This is a genomic window from Mycoplasma iguanae (assembly GCF_024722375.1).
GTDB lineage: Bacteria > Bacillota_I > Bacilli_A > Mycoplasmatales > Metamycoplasmataceae > Mycoplasma_M > Mycoplasma_M iguanae.
In genome coordinates this window covers 313,173-333,550 of the sequence record NZ_CP102734.1, presented here as the reverse complement: position 1 = coordinate 333,550, position 20,378 = coordinate 313,173, and the positions used below count along the sequence as shown (strand labels likewise).

The window sequence follows — 20,378 nt, the reverse complement described above, 5'->3', positions numbered from 1 at the left end:
TTACAGGTTTTTATAATTAACTTTATTTTTACAGATTAAAAAATTAATTAATTTTTAATTAATTTTTTGGTTTTCTAATTAAATAAAACTTAACAGCAGAAGGGATTAAAAAATAATGAATGAAGAAATTGTTAAGAAAAAGAAAAATACTAATGAGGAAAAATACTTAATCAACCTGGTTGATGTTGTTAAAGAATTCAAAGATAAAAGAGTTTTAAACAATATTAATTTAAAAATTAAAAAGGGCGAATTTGTTACTATTTTAGGTCCTTCAGGTTCAGGTAAAACTACTATTTTAAGATTACTTGGTGGTTTTGAATGAACTACACGTGGTGAAATTAAAATTAATGGTTTAGACATTAAAGATTTACCTCCATACAAAAGGAATATTTCCACAATTTTTCAAGATTATGCTTTATTTTCACATTTAGATGTTTCGGGAAATATTAAATATGGATTGAAATTGAAAAGATATCCAAAAGAAAACGTTGATCCTGCAATCTATAAAAAATTAGAACAACTAAAAACTAAATGACAACAAAAAGCTCAAGAGAAGATTGCTCAAATTGAAAAATTACAAGATGAATATGAATCAGCTTTAAAAGATAAAACTTTACCAAAAAGAAAAATACAAAAATACCAATCTTGATTAGATGATTCAGATTTTAAATATTCACATTGAGAAAACTATCCTTTCGCCAAGGAAGAAAGTTTTTATAAAAAATATTTAACAAGAAAAATTACTAAAAAAGAAATGCAAGATGAAATTACAAAAATGATTGATCTTGTAGGTCTTACAGGGAGCGAAAATAAAAGCATTAGTGAACTATCTGGTGGTATGCGTCAACGTGTCGCTTTAGCTCGTTCTTTAGTTATTGAGCCAAATATTTTATTATTAGATGAACCATTATCAGCTTTAGATGCTAAAATTCGTCAAAAAATGCAACAATTGTTAAGATCAATTCAACAAAAAATGGGAATTACTTTTATTTTTATTACTCATGATCAAGATGAAGCTTTAGAACTATCAGATAGAGTTGCAATTATTCGAGATGGAGAAATAGAACAATTTGATGATCCAAAAACAATTTATGATTATCCTGTCAATAAATGAGTAGCTAATTTTATTGGTGATTCAAACTTATTTTCAGCAAAATTTTTAGGTGACAAAAAAGTTTTGCTTTTAGGAAAAGAAATTCCAACAATTCACACTGAATTTAAACCAAATGAAGAAGTTGATTGTCTAATTCGTCCAGAAGACTTAAAAATTTCTAAAACAAAAGGTTACTTTGATGGGGAAGTTGTTAAGTCAGTTTACAAAGGTTCATATTATTTTATTGACGTTAAAACTGCTGCACAAACTTTCTATATCGAAACAACTGAAAATTATAAAATTGGTGAAAATGTAAAAATAAACTGGGATATTGACTCATTACATGTAATGCAAAAAGATCACAAAGGATTTGAAAAAGATGAACTTTAATCTTATTTCTTATTTCAAAGAAAAAATTTCATATAATCCCCGTTTATTACTTTCAATTCCTTATATTATTATTGCTATCATTTTTATCATTTTACCTACTGTATTAATTTTTGTAACAGCAATTTCAAAAGTTGATGTTGATCAAAATCAAGAATCATTTAACCAATGATATGTAGTTTCACAATCAAATACATGATGAATTATGTGAAGAAGTGTTAAATTAGGGTTTATTGCTTCATTTATTTGTTTAATAATTGCAGTACCTTATGCCTTTTTTGTTTCAACATCAAAATCAAAATTTTTTCAAATTTATGGCATTTCTTTAATTGTTTCACCATTAATTATTTTCACAATTTCAAAATTATTGTCATTGAGAGGTCTTTTTACAGTAATGCTGGGTGAAGATACAATCACTAGTGAATGATTTATGGCAATTGGTTTAGTTTTTTTAAACTTACCTTTTATGATAATTCCGCTATACACAGTATTTCGTGATATGCCAAAAAACATTATTGAAGCATCTCAAGATTTAGGTTACAACAAATTTCAAACTTTAATTAAAGTTGTTTTACCTTACTCACTAAAGGCGATGTTTACTGGAATTGGTATGGTATTTTTAATGGCTGCTTCATCTGTGGCAATTTCAGACAAATTATTACCTAATGGTTCACAAAATCAGATGATTGGAAATTTAATTAATTATTTCTCAAATCCAACAAGTAAATTCGATATTGCTACAGCTTCTACTTTAGTAGTTATTACTACAATTATTTTAATTGGTGCTTACTCACTAACTTTTTTAGTTCCTTATTTAATTACTAAACTAAGGAGAATGAAAAATGTCTAAAATTTGAGATTTTATCACTTCCAAAGAAATATTAAAAAAATCATATGTTTGAATTATTTTAATAATTTTCTATATTCCAATCATTTTTGGAACTGTCTACTCATTCAATGCCGAATCTACTAAAGGTGATGTTTCATTAAATGCATGAAACAAAACAACTTGAGCTGGGTGAGCTAATTTATTTGAAGATGAATTAATTAACAAATTTATTAATTCGTTCATTATTGCAATGTCTGTATCTTTAATTGTCATTGTAATTTCATTAATTACTGTTTATTCAATTTGAAAACAAAGATCTAGAATGGTAAAAAGCGTTATTAATGGAACTTCTTCAATTCCTTTAATAAACCCTGATATTATTACAGCTGTTGGTCTTTCAATTGTGCTTTCTATTCTTTTTGGAAGTCTTCTAGCTTCTGAAGAAGGTCTATGAAGAGCTATTGTTTCACATTCAATTATGTGTTTACCATATGGAATTTTATTTATGCTGCCTCGTAGCGATAAATTTTCTCAATCATTGATGGAAGCATCTCAAGATTTAGGTTATGGACCTTTTAAAACCTGATTTAAAACATATTTTATTTATATGATGCCTTCAATTGTCTTTGTATTTATTATTACAACTTTTTTATCTTTTGATGATTTCATCATCACAAGAATTGTTTCAAATACAGAAACAATAGGAACAGCATTATATGAAGGTAAATTTAAAACTTGATCTTTAGCTTTAGCAGCTATTATGTTACTGTTAGTAATTATTGGAAATCTTGTTTACTTTATCAGTAAAGCTAAAAGAAGAGGTGAAAAATAATGAAATTAACAAAATGATCAAAAATTGGTGCTTTATTTTCTGCTACTTCTTTAATCGGTTTAACAATCGGAGGTTATGCTTATTGGGCTAGCAGAGATTTTCGACCTGTTATCATGAATTTTGAATCTTATGTTAGTCCTGAAGCCGAAAAAGAAATTAATAAACATTTTCAATATAAAGTTTTCCAAGAATTAAACGAATTTTCTCGAGCAATTGAAAGTCAAAGAATTGTTGGTGGTTTTGCTTCTGACTTTGAAATTGCCCGTTTAATTATTAGTGGTAAATTATCAAAAATTAAATATGAAAAAATTTTAAGAAATATTCCTGAATTACAAGGTGATAATACTTCCAAAGCTTTTGAAGCTAATGGTATGATTAAAAAATCAATTGTCCAAAAATATTTAAGAACAGAAACTATGGAACACATTGATTCTTACAATTCATATTTAAAAGATAGTAAAGGAAATATAATTGATATTGATAAAGATGGTAAGGCTGATGAAATGTGAGAATTTATGATTCCTTACTACATTCAAGATAAAGTAATTGCTTATACCACTGGAGGTTATAAAACAAATCAAAATGATTCAGAAAACTTAACACCATTAAGACCTGATTCATATAATGTTTTAACTCCAGAAGAACGTGAGCAAGGAATTGCTTTTGAAGACCAAACTTTTACAGAAATTTTAAAAAAATTACGCACAAAAAATTACAGTAAATTTACTTGAACAGAAGCTTCACGTGATAATTTATTAATAGGTTCAGAAGTTGAAAATAGTGATGCTAATAAACCTGGACAAATCACCTATTCAGGTGAAGTTACTCCTTCAAATTATCGTTCAATGGTTGAAGGATTTTTAAAAGTGGTACGTGAAGGGACTGGAGATTCTGTTTCAAATATTAATACAAATAAATTTGTTTCAAGCGGAACAGATATTTTACAAAGTTTAATTGAACCTGGAAATCCTTCAGATGCTGGAGTTATCTATAATGGTGATGCATTAGATGCTCTATATTCAGGTGATAATTTCGCTAATGTTCCTGACGGACAAATTAATTATATTCGTCCTAAAAACAATATCACCCTATTAGAAGGTTTTGTTTTTGCTTCATATAATAATGAAGCAACTAATGACAAAATTTATGATATTCTTTATGAATCAATCTATAGAGGGATTGACATGACTACTGAAGAATTATTCAAAGAAATTTTATCTGTAGAAAAAATTCCATTTATGGTAGAAAATGAAGAAGGTGAGTGAGTAGCTGAAACAACCATTGATGAAAATGGTAAAACTGTTGAAATTTGAGAAAAAGATGGTAAAGAAAATTATGGTGTAATAATAGACTATAGTGCTGTTGCTATTACTCGAAATTTTGATTATATCAACTATACTTCTTCATGAAAAGCTGATTTTGAAGTTATTAAAAAAATGTACTTTAACAATGCAGTTACTACAACAGCTGAAGAATCTTCAATCATTCATGTAAATGAAAAGCCTTTAATGTTTGAAATGGTGAAAGATGTTGAAGAAGGAGATCTTGAAACTAAATTAGAAGAAATTAAAAGCGCTTTAAATATTGATGAAGTTAGTGAAGATGTTAGTGATGCCTTTTCGCAAAAATTATTAAATATTTTTGTTACTCAACAAAAATACCAAACAATTACTGGCGGTATGCCAACTGAGGACACTCCCGCTGATCAGATTTATGAAGTACACTATGAATCAATCAAACCGATTAATGATCAGCTTCGTTCAGAAGTAATTACCTACTACAATATAAAAACAAAGAGTTAATATAAATAAAAAACACAAAGATTCTGTGTTTTTTATTTATTAATATTTTCTTTTTGTGTTTCTTTCTTTTTATTTCTTTTAAGAAATGCTTCATATAGATAAATTGAAGCAATAGAGAAAGTAATAATTAAAGTTACAATTATTGCAAATCTAATTCATGTATTTGTATCATAAGTTAAAATAATTGCAGGAAAAATTATTAAAGATGGTAAGGCCGTTTTAATAACATCAGGCTTAATTCATTTTAATATTAAAATAATAAAAATCAATGCTGCTAAACTAATATTTACTGATAAAACAATAATTAGTGTTGTTAAGAAATTAGTGTTATTTTTTTGAATATCGCCACCTGCAAAAACTCAAATGAAAATATTAGGAATAATAATAAACAGAAATGAAACTAAATTGTTAGATGCTAGTAAATTTTTAATTTTCATTTTTTAGGTTATTTAAATAATCAATAAATTGAGCTAGACTGATATTATTAACAGAATCGTTTGAACCGTATTTTCTGTAAGTTAAAGTTTCATTTTGAAGTTCTTCATCCCCGATAATAACCTGGAATTTAATTTTTTTCATTTGTGCTTCCCGAATTTTTTTATTAATTCTTTCATTTCTAAAATCAACTTCTGAGTGGAAACCTAATTCAAATAATTTATCATGCACTTTTTGGGCATATTCATGGTGTAAATCATAATTAACTGGAATAACAACCACTTGTTTTGGACTCATTCAAAAAGGTAAATTACCTTTTGTTTGTTCTAACAGAATAGAAATAAATCTTTCATAAGTTCCAATTAATCCTCTATGGATTAATACCGGTATTTGTTTAGTTTCATTTTGATCAATGTATTCCATCTTAAATTTTTGTGGTAAAAGAAAATCTAATTGTAAAGTTGACATAGTAATTTCATGACCTAAAACTGTTCTTACTTGAATATCAATTTTAGGACCATAAAAAGCTGCTTCACCTTCTTTTTCAATATATTCAATTTCTAAAGTTTTTAATACATTTTCTAAAGCTTTTTCTGCTTTATCTCATAATTGATCATCATTGAAAAATTTTTCTTTATCACTTTTATCTCTTTTTGAAAAAGAAATATAATCGACTTTAATTTTGAAAAAATCTAATACTTCTTTGATCAATTTATATTGATGGACAAATTCTTTTTCAATTTGATCTACTCTTGCAAAAATATGTCCTTCAGTTAAATCCATTGACCTTACACGTTCCAATCCTGTTAAAGCTCCTGATTTTTCATAACGATAAAGTCTTGATAATTCAGAATATCGGATGGGTAATTCTCTATAACTGCGGCGTTCTGCTTTGTATAGCAAAACATGATGTGGACAAGTCATAGGACGTGCTACTAAAAGCTCATTTTCTACTTCAATAGGACTAAACATATCATCTTTATAGTGCTGTCAATGACCTGAAATTTCATACAATTCTTTTTCACCAAAATGTGGAGTTAAAACTTCATTAAAACCGTATTTACGGTCTCATTTTTGAACTTTTTTATGAATGGCATTACGAATTTTCATTCCATCTTCTAACCAAATAGGCATTCCTTGACCACTTAAAGCATTAAAACTAAAAATCTTTAATTCTTTACCAATTTTTCTATGATCTCTTTCTTTTCTTTCTTTTAAAATATTTAAATATTCTTCCAATTCTGCTTGAGTTTCTCAAGCAGTTCCATAAATTCTGGTTAATTGAATATTGTTAGAATTTCCTCTTCAGTAAGCTCCTGCTAAAGAAAGTAATTTAACATGTTTGATGCTGGCTGTTGACTCTAAATGTCCACCAGCACAAAGATCTGTAAATAATACTGAACCATCTGCTGGATTCACCAGAGAATAAAAAGTAGCTTTTTGACCTGAAGCGATAATTTCATCATACAATTCTTTTTTGTAAGGTTTTTGGTCAAAAGAATATTGTGCATTTTTATCTTCAATCATTTTGTAGCCACCGGCTGCCATTTTTTTTAAAGTTTTTTCAATTTTTTGTAAATCATTTTCTGAAATTGGCTCTTTGAATTCAAAATCATAATAAAACCCTTCTTGGGTAGCAGGTCCAAAACCTAATTTGGTTTCTGGAAAGTGTTTTAAAACTGCTGCTGCTAATAAATGGCTTGATGTATGATTTAATTCTTTATTTAATTTCATTATTTAAGTCCTTCTTTTTCCATTAAATGGAGTAAATTAGCTTGAGCTACCTGGCGAGCTTTCGCTGCTCCCTGGCTTGCTATCTCATCTATTTTTGTTAAGTTTTCGTGATATTTTATTTGAATGTTAATTAGAAAATTCTTGACAAATTCAGCAACTGCTTTTTTAAATTCTTGATAATTGCTATTTACAAATTCTGCAGCTGCTTCTTCCAAAGTAATTTCTTTTAAAGATGCATAAATGGTTAATAAATTTTTAATTCCCGGTTTATGATCACTTAAATAAACTTTATTTTCACTATCAGTAACAGCTTTCAAAATCTTTTTATAAGCTAAATCAGGATCATCTAAAAGAAAAATAGAATCATTTTTATTATTAGTAGATTTAGACATTTTTTTAGTAGGATCACTCAAAGACATAATTTTTGCCCCTAATTGAGCAATAATTGGCTCGGGTAAATTAAATTTTGTTTTATATTTTTTGTTAAAACGATCAATAATATCTCTAGTTAATTCTAAATGTTGTTTTTGATCAATTCCTACAGGAACAAATTTTGGATTATAAGCAATAATATCTGCCGCCATTAATGTAGGATATAAAAATAATCCTGTTGGTATTAATTCTGTTCCATTTGTATTTTTAATCTTATTACTTTTATCTTTGAATTGTGTCATTCTATTTAATTGGCCCATTGTCGTTTGGGTTAAAGTTAATCAATTAAACATTGTATGTTCTAAAATATCTGACTGATAAAAAATTGTTGATTTTTGAGGATCAATTCCTAAAGCTAAATAAAGGGCAAAAATTGAACGGCGATTTTCTCGCAAAACTTTAGGTTCAATTTCTACTGTTAAAGCATGTAAATCAGCAACCATAATATAAGCTTCATATTCTTCTTGAAGCTTTAACATGTTTTTGATAGCTCCAATATAGTTACCAATTGTTAAGGAACCTGTTGAAGTAATTCCACTAATGACTCTTTCTTTCATAATTCTCCTTATTTTTTTATATAATTTTATATAAAAAAAGCGTATAAATTTTACCACATCATAAAGGCGAAAATAATAGATATCATAAAAATAAGGGGTAATATGTCATTCAAAGATAAAATAATTATGGTTAGTTTAACAATTATAACTTTAGGTTTAATTTGGATTTATTGAATTAACAAAAAAACACCTAAAAAAGATTACTTAAGCACTTCAGTCAAAATCCCTTTTGCCCTTGAAAAGTTTTTAGAACTTTTAGGTTCTAAAAATAATATTCAAAATTGTTCTTTTACACACAATAAAGTGAGAATTGATTTAAAAAACACAAAAATTGTTGATCGTGAAGCTATTCAAGATCTAAAAGGAATTTCTGGTGTTGTTTTATCTTCTAACAGCATTACCATTATCGTTGGAAATGTAGCAAAAACAATCGCCGAAAAAATTATCAATGAATTAAACTAGTTTTTAAAAAAACTATTTAACAATTTTTAAGTTAGTTAAAGCTTCAAGAGCTGCATTAGTTTCAGCTTCTTTTTTACTTTTACCAATCCCACGACCAAAATTTTGGTTTTCGTGTTTTAAAATAGCATGATATTGACCATCTTCATCAGATTTAGTAACGATGTATTGGACAGATTTCTTACTAAAATGCTGAACGTATTCTTGAAAAGTTGTTTTTGGGTCTTTTAAATTGATGTGTTTTTGGGAAAAAGATTTTTTAATTTGAGGGTAAAAAAAACGTTCTAAAAATTGTTCTAATTTTTCATCACCTTGATCTAAATAAATTGCAGCTACCAATGATTCAAAAAGATCAGCTTGAATTTTGGGGTTTTGTAAAATTGGTTCAGAATTTTTAGCAATACGCACATACTTTGTTAATTCTAGGGCTGTAGCTAATTCTGAAAGCGCTTTTGTATTAACATTTTTTGCCCTTAGCAGTGTTGCTTCGCCTTCCTCAATTTCAAAAAAATTATGATAAATAAAATTAGAAGTTTTGAATTGTAAAATGCTATCTCCTAAAAATTCTAGCATATTGTAATTCGGCGATTTGGGATAGGAATTTGAAAAAGATTTGTGTGTAAAAGCTTTTTGAAATATTTTTAAATCGTTTGGCTGGATTGCAATTTTTTGAAATAATTTTTCCATTTTATTCATTTCTATTTATGATATTTAATATTTTTTTTGATTGTAAAACCTCGATAAATTTGTTCAATTAACATTATTCTAAAAAGCTGATGTGGAAATGTCATTTTAGAAAAATTAATTTTTTCTTTAAATAGTTTTTCATCAACTCCATTTGATCCACCGATCACAAACGTGATATTATCAATTTCTGTAAAATTAGCAAATTCATCTGAAGAAATTTGTTTTCCTTGTAAAGAACATAAAATTACTCGAGAATTATGTGGTATTTTTTCAAGAATTTTTGTTGTTTCAAAAGTAATTTTTTGTTGAATGTTTTTTTCATTAGATTCTTTAATTTCAATTAAATTAATTTTTGCAAAAAAACTAATTTTTTTAGCATATGAATCATAAATTTTTTGAAGATCATTTTTTAAACTACCAACAGAAATAACATTAATTTTCATTTTTTATATTTCTTGTATTTAAATAAAACATAATCATTTGAATATCAGCTGGATTAATTCCACTAATTCTAGAAGCTTGTCCAACTGTTCTTGGACGGATTTTAATTAATTTATCTCTGGCTTCTGAAGCTAGATTATCAACCTTATTTCAATCAATATCATCAGGTAATTTTAATTTTTCTAAGCGAATCATTTTTTTGGCTTCATTTTTTTGTTTTTGGATATAACCTTCCAGACGAACTATAGTTGTTAATTGTTCTAAATAATCAAAATCTGCAAGGATATCTTGAGGATTTACATCTGGACGCATAAGAGTTTTTAATTTTGATTGCCCATTTAAAATATTATATTTAGTTCCTATATTATCTTTAGGTGAAATAAATTCTTTTTCTAATTCTTTAATTTTTTGGTCAATTGCATCATATTTAGCAATAATTTCATTATATCTTTCTTGTGAAATTGTTTTTGCTTTCAAAGCATATTTTGCCATTCTAATATCTGCATTATCATTTCTTAAAAGTAAGCGATATTCAGCTCTAGAAGTTAACATTCTATATGGTTCATTAGTGCCTTTAGTTACTAAATCATCAATTAAAACTCCAATATATCCATCATTTCTGGTAATTTCAATTGGCTCTGCATTTGTTAACATTTGACCTGCATTAATTCCAGCTATTAAACCTTGAGCTGCTGCTTCTTCATAACCTGAAGTGCCATTAATTTGGCCTGCAAAAAACAAACCTTTAACTAATTTAGTTTCTAAAGTTCTTTGCACTTGTAAAGGGTTAATTGCGTCATATTCAATAGCATAAGCTCATTTTGCAACTTTAGCATTTTCTAATCCAGGAATAGTTTCAATCATTGCTTTTTGAACTTCAATTGGCATGGAAGTTGAAAGGCCATTAATATACATTAAATCACCTTTCCTTGTTTCTGGTTCAAAAAAAATCTGATGACGTTCTTTGTCTTGAAAACGTACAATTTTATCTTCTACAGATGGACAATATCTTGGACCAACTCCATTAATCAAACCAGAATACATTGAAGAACGGTCTAAATTATCTAAAATAATTTTGTGAGTTTTTTCATTGGTATAAGTTAAATAACAATGAATTTGTTTGTCTAGCTTAATGCCAGAATAATCACTAAAACTTAAAAAAGATTTGTCTAAAATTTCTTCTTCTACTTTCGAAAAATCAATTGAATCTGTAAAAATTCTAGGAGGCGTTCCTGTTTTTAATCTTTGTAATTCGAAACCTAATTCCCTTAGTTTTTCAGAAATACCTTTAGTAGTTTTTTCACCATCTGGTCCAGAAATAACTACTTCTTCTCCTCTTAAAACACGTGAATCCATGTAAGTTCCTGTAGTTAAAATCGCAACTTTTGCAGTAAGTTTTCCGTGTTTTTGAGTAATGATTGCTTCAATTTGATCATTTTTAACAACTAGATCTTCAACAATATCTTCAATTAATGTAATATTCTTTTTAGTTTTAATGTCTTCTAAAATAATTGCAGAATATTTATCTTTATCAATCTGTGCCCTAATGGCTCTTACAGCTGGTCCTTTTGATTCATTTAACATTTTAATTTGAATCATGGCATGATCAGAAAAATAACCTTGTACTCCTCCCAAGGCATCAATTTCTCTTGTAATAATTCCTTTTGCAGGGCCACCAATTGATGGATTACATGGCATAGAAGCCAATTTATTGATATTTAAAGTGACAAGTGCTACTCTGAAGCCTTTTTTTGCAAGAACATATGTTGCTTCAACTCCAGCATGACCACCGCCAACTACTATAGCATCATAGTTTTTGTTCATAGTTTTATTATAATACCATTAATTTGTTAAAAAAATAACTATATAGCTTTTTTTGCTATAGTTATATAGCTATTCAAAAAACAAAAGGAGAAAAAATGATAATTGGTATTAGTGGAATGATTAGTAGTGGGAAAAGTAGTTTAACTTCTGACTTAGCAAAACACTACAAAAATTCAAAATTACTAGTTGAGTTTGAAGAAGATGATGAAATTTTTAATACTTTTTTAAAATGACTTTATGAAAAAAAAGAAAATTTAACAATCGCTTTTCAAACATATATTGTTGAGTCTCATTCAACAAAATTTGCAGATATTCTGGAAAAATCACAAGCAAGAAAACATCCTCAAGAACATTTATTTTTAGATCGTTTTTCTTTAGAACATTATATTTTTGCTAAAGTAAATTTAGCTACAAAAGATGCAAAATATTTAAAAGCTTATGATTTAGCTTTTGAACAATTAATAGGTAAAGAAGAATTGCCTGATTATGCCATTTTTTTAGATATGTCTTATGATACTTTTAAATACCGTTTTTTAAAACGAGGAAGAAAAATTGAGGTAGATAACTGAGAAATTAATCAAGATTATTTTTCAGAACTTTATAAGCAATACAAAACTTTATTTATTGCACTTTGTCAAAAGTATCAATTAAAATATTTCGTCATTGATACTAATGGTAAATCAGAACAAGAAGTTTTAGAAGAAACAATTAAATTGATTGATACCACTAAATAAATATAAAAAAATAAGTAAAAGTTATATTTTTTACTTATTTTTTTATATTTAAATTTATCAAAAGGCTAGTGAACACTATCAATTGTTCCGATTGTGGCAATGAACTCTCGCATATCTTCAATTTTATTTTCTTCTATTTTTTTAATTTGTTCTTTTAAAACCTCAATTTTATCACTTAAAATCTTGTAACGATTTTTTAATGTAAAAGTTGTAATTAAGGCATTTAAAAAAGTCATAATTGCGGTAATAAAAGCAATAGCCACAAATATTGAAACTGAATATAAATTAGGATTTTTAGCAATAGAATAAGCAGATAAAATACTCATAAAAGCCGACATAAGAATTAGAATAATGTTTAGTATTAAATAAAGAAATTTTGAAATTAAGTATTTTTTATAAAGCTTATTTGCTAAAGCTTTACTCTTATTTAACAATAATTCTTTACTTGGCATCATTTCTACCTCAGCGTTTTATAATTTCTTTATTTGTTTCTAAAATTTCTGATACACGGTTAAAAATTACTAAGTCGGCTGTTTTTGGATCGCTGTAAATTCCATATTGTGCTTGATATAAACGCATTTCTAACATAATAATATTATGTTTTTTTTCGTTATCAATTCACCTTTGACGTACTAGAAATAATGCTAATAAACCTGAAATAATAGAAGTTGCAACACCTATTCATAACACAAAAATTGGCCATTGATCTATAGTTTTTCCGTCTTTTGTGATTGTTACAAAAGCTTCAACAATGCTTTTGTAAGCTTCTGGAAATCTAGTTGATGCAAGTTTGGCAGTTCCCATTAAGCCTGAAAAAAAACCAAAAAACAAAGAAAAAATTGATATTGATCAAAAAGCAGTTTTAAATCTTAAAGCACGTAATTTTGTGCTTCTAATTGCATATTTTACAAAGTCCTGTGAAGAATTTCTCATTTTAAAAGTAATCATTATTTTTCTCCCATAATGAACTTAATTAAAATTTCTTTTTTAGATATTTTTTTCTTTTGTAAATGAGCTTGTTGAATACCGGCTAAATCTTTTTCAAAATCATTAATTGAATAATCTGGTTTTTCTTTTAGCAAAATACTAATATATTCAATTTCATTAATCGCTTTTTTATAATCTTCAAACTTCATAAAAGCGCTATAAAAAGATAAACCTAAAGTGATGAAAAAAGTTAAAACAATAAAAAGCGCTAAAAAGAAAGTTAACCCTATTTCATTTATAAAATCTTTTTTATCTGATGCTTGATAAATTTCAATTTGGTATACAAGCGCTCAAATAGCTAAACCAATAATTATTAAATTTAATGTTAATGTTAAAATTTTTGCAACATAATTTGATCTGTAAGCAAATTTTTTTTGTTTTTCCATTGATCTTAGTTTTTGTTGCATATAAATTTTCAAATCTTGATCAACTTGTTTCATAACTACTTGTAATATTATTTTCCCAAAGTTAATAATTTGATAAATGATTCTGGCTTTAATGAAGCTCCACCAACTAATGCTCCATCAATATCTGACTGAGACATTAAATCTGCAACATTTTCAGGTGAAACACTTCCCCCATATTGCACTACTAAGTTTTTTGAAGTTAATGAATGGATAAATTGACAAACATTTTGTGCAATTTCAGGAGTTGCTGTTTTTCCTGTTCCAATCGCTCAAATTGGTTCATAAGCTAAAACAATTTTTGAATAATCTTCCAATCCTTCTAGTGAACCTGCAATTTGATGTTTAATAACTTCTTGCGTTTTACCAGCTTCATATTCTTCTAAAGTTTCTCCAACACAAACAATTGGCACTAATCCATGTTTGATTGCTTGGTGCATTTTTGCATTTACAATTTTGTCTGTTTCCCCGTAATAAGTTCTTCTTTCTGAGTGACCTAAAATTACATATTTAACGCTTAAATCTTTTAACATTACAGCTGAAATTTCACCTGTATAAGCTCCTGATTCATGATGTGAAAAGTTTTGTGCAACACCATTTAATAATTTTTGACTCCTAAAAGCAGTTAGTGAAGTAAAAGGCGCAGCAATTCCAAATTCTGTATATTGTGATATTTTAGCTTTTTCTTGTGTAAATAAAGTTTCAAATTCCTTTAGGAAGCTTTCAGTTTCTTCCAAAGTTTTGTTCATTTTTCAATTACCTATAATTAATAATTTTTTCATCTTATATCCTTCTTTATTTTAAAGAATCTTTGATTCATTCAACTAATATTTGCTTTGGATAGTATTCGAATCCTTTACGAAAAATTTCACCATCTTTTAATATTAGATGAGTTGGTACTTTTAATACTTGATATTTATTATTTGCATCACGGAATAGATTAGCTTCTTCTGCATCAACACGAATAATTCTAATTCTGTTATCATCTGCAAATTCTTCAGCAACTTCGTCCACAATTGGTTCCATCATTTTACAATCACCGCATCATGCAGTAACGAATTCTAAATACACATGTCCTTTAGCTATTTCTTTTTGAGCGTCAGCTCATTTCATTAATTCAATTTTTTTATGCATGTTATTTTATCTCCTTAAAATGGATCATCAAAAGGTAAATCTTTATCAAGATCCTTTGATTCATCTTTATAGTTTTGGTTTGTTTTTTGGTTTATCTCATCTTGTTCTGGATCATTTTCATTATTTAATAATGAATTAGATTGATATTTTCTATTTTTTGAAGCTTCAAATTCTTTTTCCATTAATTTAAATTGCTGACGTTTGTCTTTGTTAAAAAATAAACTGATTCTAATATAATAACGGGTCCAAAAAACAGTTGTAAAGAATTTTGGAATTAAATTATCAGGTGCAAAGATTAAATAAAAAAGAAAAAGAATTGAAATAATAGCTAATGCTAAAATTGCTCAAATTGTTAATAGTCAAGAAAATGCAACATATATAAATAAAATTAGTAAACCTTCATGATATTTAAAAGGTAATCAAATTGAAGCGTTAATATTAGTACTATTTTTAAATTTTGCTCACCAATGATTAAAATTTTCTGTTCAAATTACAGAACTGTAAGGTTCTGAAGTAATTTTATTTACAAGAGTATTGATTACAAGATATAAAAAAACTACAGATATCGACAAAAAAAATAGTTTGCTAATTGACAATCTAAAATATTTAAATTCTATTAGTGGTAATTTATAAATCTTGTTTAAAACGATTAAAAAAAATAGAAAATAAAATAACCATGAAAAAATACCAAATACCAAACCAAAAGTATAACTATGTAAAGTTGTTAAACCTTTAATTTCAAAAAAGGAAATTACAAATAAAAATACTATAATCATCATTGTTAGGGATCATATTATTTTGTTTGTAATAACCTTAGATTTTAGATGTTTTTTCATAATTATTTAGGCAAATTATAACAAAAAATAAGGTTAAATTATCCAGAAAAAAGCTCTAGTATTCGTAAAAGGTTACCAAAACTATTGGTTCTTTATCAATTTTTTTAAAAATTAATTTTCTTACTACTTTACGAATTTTTTCCTGAACATCTTTTAAATTTTTTAAATTATTTTCATTACATACTTGTATGAAAATAGATGAAATCATATCATGAATTTCTGTCTTAATTTCTTTGATGATAGTTCCCGATGAAATAATGTTAATTTCACCCTCAATTTTTTTAGTTTTATAATTTAAAAGACTTGAAATGGAAATTACACCATCTCTTCCTAAAGTTTCTCTTTCACGAATAACTTCATGAGAAATATCACCTACTCCAAAACCATCAATAATTGTTTCACCAGCATCTTTGATAAAACCTTTTTGTGAAAATAATTTTCCATCTACAAAAGATAAAGTTTTACCATTTTGAAGCACATAACTTTTAGCTTTAGATACACCTGCTTTATTGGCTTCTTGTGAAGCAACAACTAAATAACGATAAAGTCCTTGTAAAGGTATGAAATGTTCAGGTTTTAAAAAACTCACAATTTTGGCGATGTCTTCTTTTGCAGGTCTAAGTGGGTAATATTCACTTTCACTGACATCGATTAAATTTTTAGAAATTCTGGCAATTTCATCTAAAGTTAAGGCGTGTGTTACTTCTAAACCATTGACAGGGGGAGCAATCATAATAACTGAATCTTCACTTTTTAGTTTTAAAAAAACATCATTTTTTTCCGTAATTCTTAAAAATCTTTGATAAAGTCTTTCAACTTTTCCTACTACTAAAATAACTGCATTTTTAGTTTTATTAGCATATTTATATTCTAAAAATTTAGGCATTTTTTGTTCTTTGTTGATTCTAATTGATAATTCTAGCAATTGACTGTAGTTTCTACCATAGATTATTACAGGGCGATCATTTTTTTGTGCAAGTGTTAAAACTTCATTAAGAATAAACATTTCTTCATCATAAGCACCAATAATTATTCTTGATTCTTCTTTAGTCTCTTGAAAAACTTTTTCAATTTTGGAAGTTATCCCGATTTTATCAATGGATTTTCCTGGTAAATTTGACTTTCCTGAATCTAAAAATAAGGCAAGCAATGGTTTTTCATTGTTTGTGACTTTTTTAATAAAATTTAAATTTGTATTACCAAATAAACCTAAATTTCCTACTACTAAATTTAATAAAAATAAAATATTTCCATCAGCGGTTTCAAAATTGTAACCATTAATTCCCGGTAAAGCTCCTGCAACTGAAATTGGTGTAATTGTTGCCATACCAATTTGAGTTCTTTTTATCAAACTAATTACTTCAAAATTATTGTGCCCTATTTTATATTTTGACAAACGTTCCAAAACAATAAATTTTGAAAAAACAGAACAGTAAATTTTCAGATTTTTCACACGCATTAATAGTCAAGGAATTGCTGAAAATGATTCATTTTTAACATCTGTTAAAAATACACCTTTAATTCTTTTTTGGTTTTTCTCTAAAAATTTAAAATCAGGAATTAAAGTATCAACACCATTAACTGAAGAAATAGGTACTTTAGTACCACTATTAATAATATAAAGATCATTATCAACTTCTAAAACATAACAGTTTTTTCCATTTTCATCTAATCCACCCAAGGCAAAGAAATTAATTTTAGCCATTTAATAAAGCCTCCGTAAAACACCAAATAATTCTAATTGCTAGAATTTTTATAATCAAATTAATAAATTAATATAAAGAAATATTAAAACTTATTAAAAATAAGTTTTTATTTATTGAACTGAAATTATAAACTAATATAGGCATTTTGAAAAAAATTAAAATTTTATTTATATATAATTTATTAACTTATGAATAAAAAAATTGAAAACTTCGAAAAAAAATTAGGATGCATAATTTGAATTGAAAAAGATTTAAAATTCAGTACAAAAGATACTGCTGCAGTTAAATTTGGACAGTGGGTTTATTTTGGTATTATATTTTTTGCTATCTCATTTTCACTTTTAATTTTAGCAATTCCCAAAAACTACCAAGAGCAGCTAAAATATTGAATTGCTGGAGGTCAATTACTTGCAGCTATTATTTTGATTGCTGATTATTTATTACTATTTTGAACAGTTAAATATACAAAAGATTGACAAAATCCTCGTTTGAAATTTTTATTTAGTTTTAGCTCATTATTTTTAATATTAGGAATTTTATCTTCACTTTATCCTTTGAATAATTTTTTAGAATTAGATCAGGGATCTAAACAATTTTTCAGTTACTTAGAAGCTCTCTCTGTTATTAAAGTATTTCGATTCTTACTATTGGTAAGTATTTTTAAATCTTTCCGTGTTTTATTTGAAGTATTTCGATCACAAAAGATTGTATTAATTAATATTTTTGCATTTATTATTTTCATTATATTATTTTTAGCTTTGTTAATTTGAAATGCAGAAGTCTCTCATGTAAAAGCAAATAATTGAACAGATCAACAAATCGAAGAAACTACCAATATTATTAAAACATATTGAGATGCCATTTACTTTTCAACCATTACTTTAACAACAATTGGCTATGGTGATATTATTCCTTATGCTCCTTTAACAAAAATTTTAGTAGTATTTGTTTCACTTTTAGGAATTGCTTTATTCGCAATTCCTTCTGGAGTTATTGCGGGGGCATTTTTAACAAAAATTCAGGAAAATTCTAAAAACAAAAAGAAAGAAAAAGAGAAATAGTTAGAAAATTAACATATTACTAGCTTTTCAATTTCTTTTTTTAGAAAAAAAATTATTTTAATAGTTCATATTTAAATAAATTCGGGACAATTTTTGATTTGTAATACTCTTTTAAATTATTTTTTAAATTGGATATTTGATAATCTAATTGATGATATTTGGGCACCATTATTACTTTGCCAGTTTTAGTTTTTCCGTCTTCTTTTTTAATATTAATTTCATTATTTATATCGTTTAAACTATAAATTTTGTTTTCTTTGTATAAACTTGTTTTTTTAGCTTCTGATAAAACAATTTTTCATAATTCCAAAATTTTTTTATCATCATCATTTCAATCAAAGTCATACAAAATTTTGTTTGAAATGGTATCTTGCATTAATCCGAATGGATTGGGATTTAATTCATCACCACGAGCTTTATTTAAATCAGTAAGGCAAGTCCATATCAAACAATTTTTTAAAAACTCTTTATCATTTTTATAGTCAAAACCACCATCACCTGTAGCAAAAATCGTTTCATTTTCTCACCAATTTGTAATAACACTTTTGTATTTTTTAGCAGCAAAAAGTGGTAAATATTCAATAAAATTGTTTTTATATAAAATTGTAGGTGAGCCATTCCCTTTTACATCTTTATCATTAATATAAATTGAACTTGATTGGTAATCTAAAGAAAAACCGCTAATATTCAATATAGCTATTTTTTCTTTTTCACTTTGTTTAATTTTATTAAATAGATGAGCTGGTGTATTAAAAACTTTTTTTATTTCATAATTTTTATCTTTTTTATCAATATTATGATCAATGATTTCAAAATTTAATTTAGAATAATTATTTTTTAAATAGTTTCAGCTTCAATGTATTAAACTTACAGCACTTTCAGAACTTGCATTAAAGTCTTTTTTATTAACTATATAACCTTTTTCGAATTTTAAAGTATCTACTACATTATAAGATTTTCAATATTTAATAGGACTATACAAAACCATTGCATCACCTTTTTGTCTTAAATATTTATTTACAGCACTTCAAATAAAAAGGTTTGATAAATCTGTTTTAAATCCTGCTTTTTGTGTTCCCATTATAGTCTTAATGTAAATATCATTTTCATCTTTACTTATTTTATTATCAGTAATATTTCTAAATGGTGGATTTTCTAAAATAATTATTGTGATCTTTTTGTTGGCAATAATATCTTCTAAAGGCCTATAGTCAATAAAATTCTTACTTAATGCATTACCGTTTTCTAATAAACCATTTTCATTACGTAATTTATTAGTTGGTGGAATTATCATCCTTACTCTACCTTCATAGAGTCCTTTTAGTGTTGTTCATTCTGTGTAATCATATGTATTTAAAACACAGTGTGATAATTCATCTTCACTTAAAAATTTTTGTAAATTTCCTGTACCTGCGCAGCGATCCAGGATAATATAATCATTCCCTTTAGGAACGTTTTCAATAGCTTCTCTAACTAATTGAGTTGAAATTTTCACGTATTTATCAGGAGTAAAAAAAGCTCCTAATTGCTTTTTAAGCAAGGAACTACCTAATAAATTCATGTTAAAAGTTAATCAGTTATTATCAGTTCTATTAGTTTTTTCAAAATCTAATTGTTTATTTCAATCAAATTTTTTAATATTTAATATTTTAGGATTAATTAATTCGTTTTTAACATCTTCTTTTGTTGCATTACTTTTATAGGTACAATAAGTATTATTTCATCCTACAATGCTGTATTCATCAATTCATCCTTCAATATATTCATCATAAATTACAAATTCTTTAGGACTTTTTCAATTAAATTCATTTAATATTGAAAAGTTAAGATTATCAATTTTTATACAATTACGATTATTGATATCTACTAAATAAGTATAACGTGGTGGATTTTGTCCCATTGCGTTAAATGCAATGATATATCTTTTAATTTGTTTTAAATGTGAATTAATATTTTCAAATCTTAATTTAAATTCAAATAAAGTTCCTTTAATTCTTCCATCAG

At 26.4% G+C, this 20,378-nt stretch carries 21 protein-coding genes; 7 read left to right on the top strand and 14 right to left on the bottom strand.

The annotated features are described in order from the left end of the window. Positions 1-115 precede the first annotated feature (115 nt). Genes NV226_RS01630 through NV226_RS01615 form a run of 4 tightly spaced genes read left to right on the top strand, consistent with a single transcriptional unit; the run spans position 116 to position 4,943 of the window. On the top strand, positions 116-1,483 hold the full coding sequence (locus tag NV226_RS01630; RefSeq protein ID WP_258211163.1) for an ABC transporter ATP-binding protein: 1,368 nt from the start codon (positions 116-118) through the stop codon (positions 1,481-1,483). Beyond that, positions 1,473-2,330, top strand: coding sequence for an ABC transporter permease (locus NV226_RS01625; protein WP_258211162.1), 858 nt, complete (start codon positions 1,473-1,475; stop codon positions 2,328-2,330). Before NV226_RS01630 ends, NV226_RS01625 begins: the two co-directional genes overlap by 11 nt. Continuing rightward, positions 2,323-3,141, top strand: coding sequence for an ABC transporter permease (locus NV226_RS01620; protein WP_258211161.1), 819 nt, complete (start codon positions 2,323-2,325; stop codon positions 3,139-3,141). Before NV226_RS01625 ends, NV226_RS01620 begins: the two co-directional genes overlap by 8 nt. Further along, positions 3,141-4,943 (top strand): type 2 periplasmic-binding domain-containing protein, encoded by a 1,803-nt coding sequence (locus NV226_RS01615; RefSeq protein ID WP_258211160.1) that lies wholly within the window; start codon positions 3,141-3,143, stop codon positions 4,941-4,943. Before NV226_RS01620 ends, NV226_RS01615 begins: the two co-directional genes overlap by 1 nt. A gap of 32 nt (positions 4,944-4,975) precedes the next feature. Here the strand turns inward: NV226_RS01615 and NV226_RS01610 are convergent, their stop codons facing one another. From NV226_RS01610 to trpS, 3 genes are read right to left on the bottom strand one after another with little or no spacing between them, the layout of a single operon-like run. Further along, positions 4,976-5,380, bottom strand: a complete 405-nt coding sequence (locus NV226_RS01610; protein WP_258211159.1) for an MAG3450 family membrane protein — start codon at positions 5,378-5,380, stop codon at positions 4,976-4,978. Next, a complete protein-coding gene (gene thrS, locus NV226_RS01605; RefSeq protein WP_258211158.1) occupies positions 5,370-7,112 on the bottom strand; it encodes a threonine--tRNA ligase in 1,743 nt (580 codons plus the stop codon). Before thrS ends, NV226_RS01610 begins: the two co-directional genes overlap by 11 nt. Continuing rightward, the gene (trpS, locus tag NV226_RS01600; RefSeq protein ID WP_258211157.1) at positions 7,112-8,101 is read right to left on the bottom strand and encodes a tryptophan--tRNA ligase; all 990 of its coding nucleotides are present in this window, start codon (positions 8,099-8,101) and stop codon (positions 7,112-7,114) included. Before trpS ends, thrS begins: the two co-directional genes overlap by 1 nt. 102 nt (positions 8,102-8,203) lie before the next feature. Here trpS and NV226_RS01595 point away from each other — a divergent pair, with 102 nt between their 5' ends. Next, positions 8,204-8,563 carry a PTS sugar transporter subunit IIB gene (locus NV226_RS01595; protein ID WP_258211156.1) on the top strand — a complete coding sequence of 120 codons (360 nt, stop codon included), beginning with the start codon at positions 8,204-8,206 and terminating at the stop codon, positions 8,561-8,563. Between the two features lie 12 nt (positions 8,564-8,575). Here NV226_RS01595 and rnc read toward each other — a convergent pair whose 3' ends face one another. From rnc to mnmG, 3 genes are read right to left on the bottom strand one after another with little or no spacing between them, the layout of a single operon-like run. Then, positions 8,576-9,256, bottom strand: a complete 681-nt coding sequence (gene rnc, locus NV226_RS01590; RefSeq protein WP_258211155.1) for a ribonuclease III — start codon at positions 9,254-9,256, stop codon at positions 8,576-8,578. A 2-nt stretch (positions 9,257-9,258) separates the two neighbouring features. Then, the gene (locus NV226_RS01585; RefSeq protein ID WP_258211154.1) at positions 9,259-9,690 is read right to left on the bottom strand and encodes a 23S rRNA (pseudouridine(1915)-N(3))-methyltransferase RlmH; all 432 of its coding nucleotides are present in this window, start codon (positions 9,688-9,690) and stop codon (positions 9,259-9,261) included. Further along, positions 9,680-11,512, bottom strand: a complete 1,833-nt coding sequence (gene mnmG, locus NV226_RS01580; protein ID WP_258211153.1) for a tRNA uridine-5-carboxymethylaminomethyl(34) synthesis enzyme MnmG — start codon at positions 11,510-11,512, stop codon at positions 9,680-9,682. The genes NV226_RS01585 and mnmG overlap by 11 nt, the downstream gene beginning before the upstream one ends. 95 nt (positions 11,513-11,607) lie before the next feature. On the opposite strand from mnmG, the gene NV226_RS01575 reads away from it, so the two are divergent. Further along, the gene (locus NV226_RS01575; protein WP_258211152.1) at positions 11,608-12,246 is read left to right on the top strand and encodes a deoxynucleoside kinase; all 639 of its coding nucleotides are present in this window, start codon (positions 11,608-11,610) and stop codon (positions 12,244-12,246) included. A gap of 65 nt (positions 12,247-12,311) precedes the next feature. Here NV226_RS01575 and NV226_RS01570 read toward each other — a convergent pair whose 3' ends face one another. The 7 genes from NV226_RS01570 to NV226_RS01540 form a co-directional block, all read right to left on the bottom strand. Next, positions 12,312-12,701: a DUF4231 domain-containing protein gene (locus NV226_RS01570; protein ID WP_258211151.1), complete on the bottom strand. Its 390-nt coding sequence runs from the start codon at positions 12,699-12,701 to the stop codon at positions 12,312-12,314. Further along, complete coding sequence (locus NV226_RS01565) at positions 12,688-13,194, bottom strand: DUF4231 domain-containing protein (protein WP_258211150.1); 507 nt, start codon at positions 13,192-13,194, stop codon at positions 12,688-12,690. The genes NV226_RS01570 and NV226_RS01565 overlap by 14 nt, the downstream gene beginning before the upstream one ends. Then, positions 13,194-13,673 carry a hypothetical protein gene (locus NV226_RS01560; RefSeq protein WP_258211149.1) on the bottom strand — a complete coding sequence of 160 codons (480 nt, stop codon included), beginning with the start codon at positions 13,671-13,673 and terminating at the stop codon, positions 13,194-13,196. Before NV226_RS01560 ends, NV226_RS01565 begins: the two co-directional genes overlap by 1 nt. 14 nt (positions 13,674-13,687) lie before the next feature. Beyond that, entirely contained in the window at positions 13,688-14,419 is a 732-nt protein-coding gene (gene tpiA, locus NV226_RS01555) for a triose-phosphate isomerase (RefSeq protein ID WP_258211148.1), read from the bottom strand. Between the two features lie 13 nt (positions 14,420-14,432). Continuing rightward, positions 14,433-14,771: a thioredoxin family protein gene (locus NV226_RS01550; protein WP_258211147.1), complete on the bottom strand. Its 339-nt coding sequence runs from the start codon at positions 14,769-14,771 to the stop codon at positions 14,433-14,435. Positions 14,772-14,785: 14 nt separating this feature from the next. Beyond that, a complete protein-coding gene (locus NV226_RS01545; RefSeq protein WP_258211146.1) occupies positions 14,786-15,550 on the bottom strand; it encodes a hypothetical protein in 765 nt (254 codons plus the stop codon). Between the two features lie 112 nt (positions 15,551-15,662). Next, positions 15,663-17,312, bottom strand: a complete 1,650-nt coding sequence (locus NV226_RS01540) for a ribonuclease J (protein ID WP_258211145.1) — start codon at positions 17,310-17,312, stop codon at positions 15,663-15,665. 189 nt (positions 17,313-17,501) lie between these two features. Here NV226_RS01540 and NV226_RS01535 point away from each other — a divergent pair, with 189 nt between their 5' ends. Beyond that, positions 17,502-18,374: a potassium channel family protein gene (locus NV226_RS01535; RefSeq protein ID WP_258211144.1), complete on the top strand. Its 873-nt coding sequence runs from the start codon at positions 17,502-17,504 to the stop codon at positions 18,372-18,374. A gap of 52 nt (positions 18,375-18,426) precedes the next feature. On the opposite strand, the gene NV226_RS01530 is transcribed toward NV226_RS01535, so the two are convergent. Beyond that, a complete protein-coding gene (locus tag NV226_RS01530) occupies positions 18,427-20,274 on the bottom strand; it encodes a hypothetical protein (RefSeq protein WP_258211143.1) in 1,848 nt (615 codons plus the stop codon). Between the last annotated feature and the right edge of the window lie 104 nt (positions 20,275-20,378).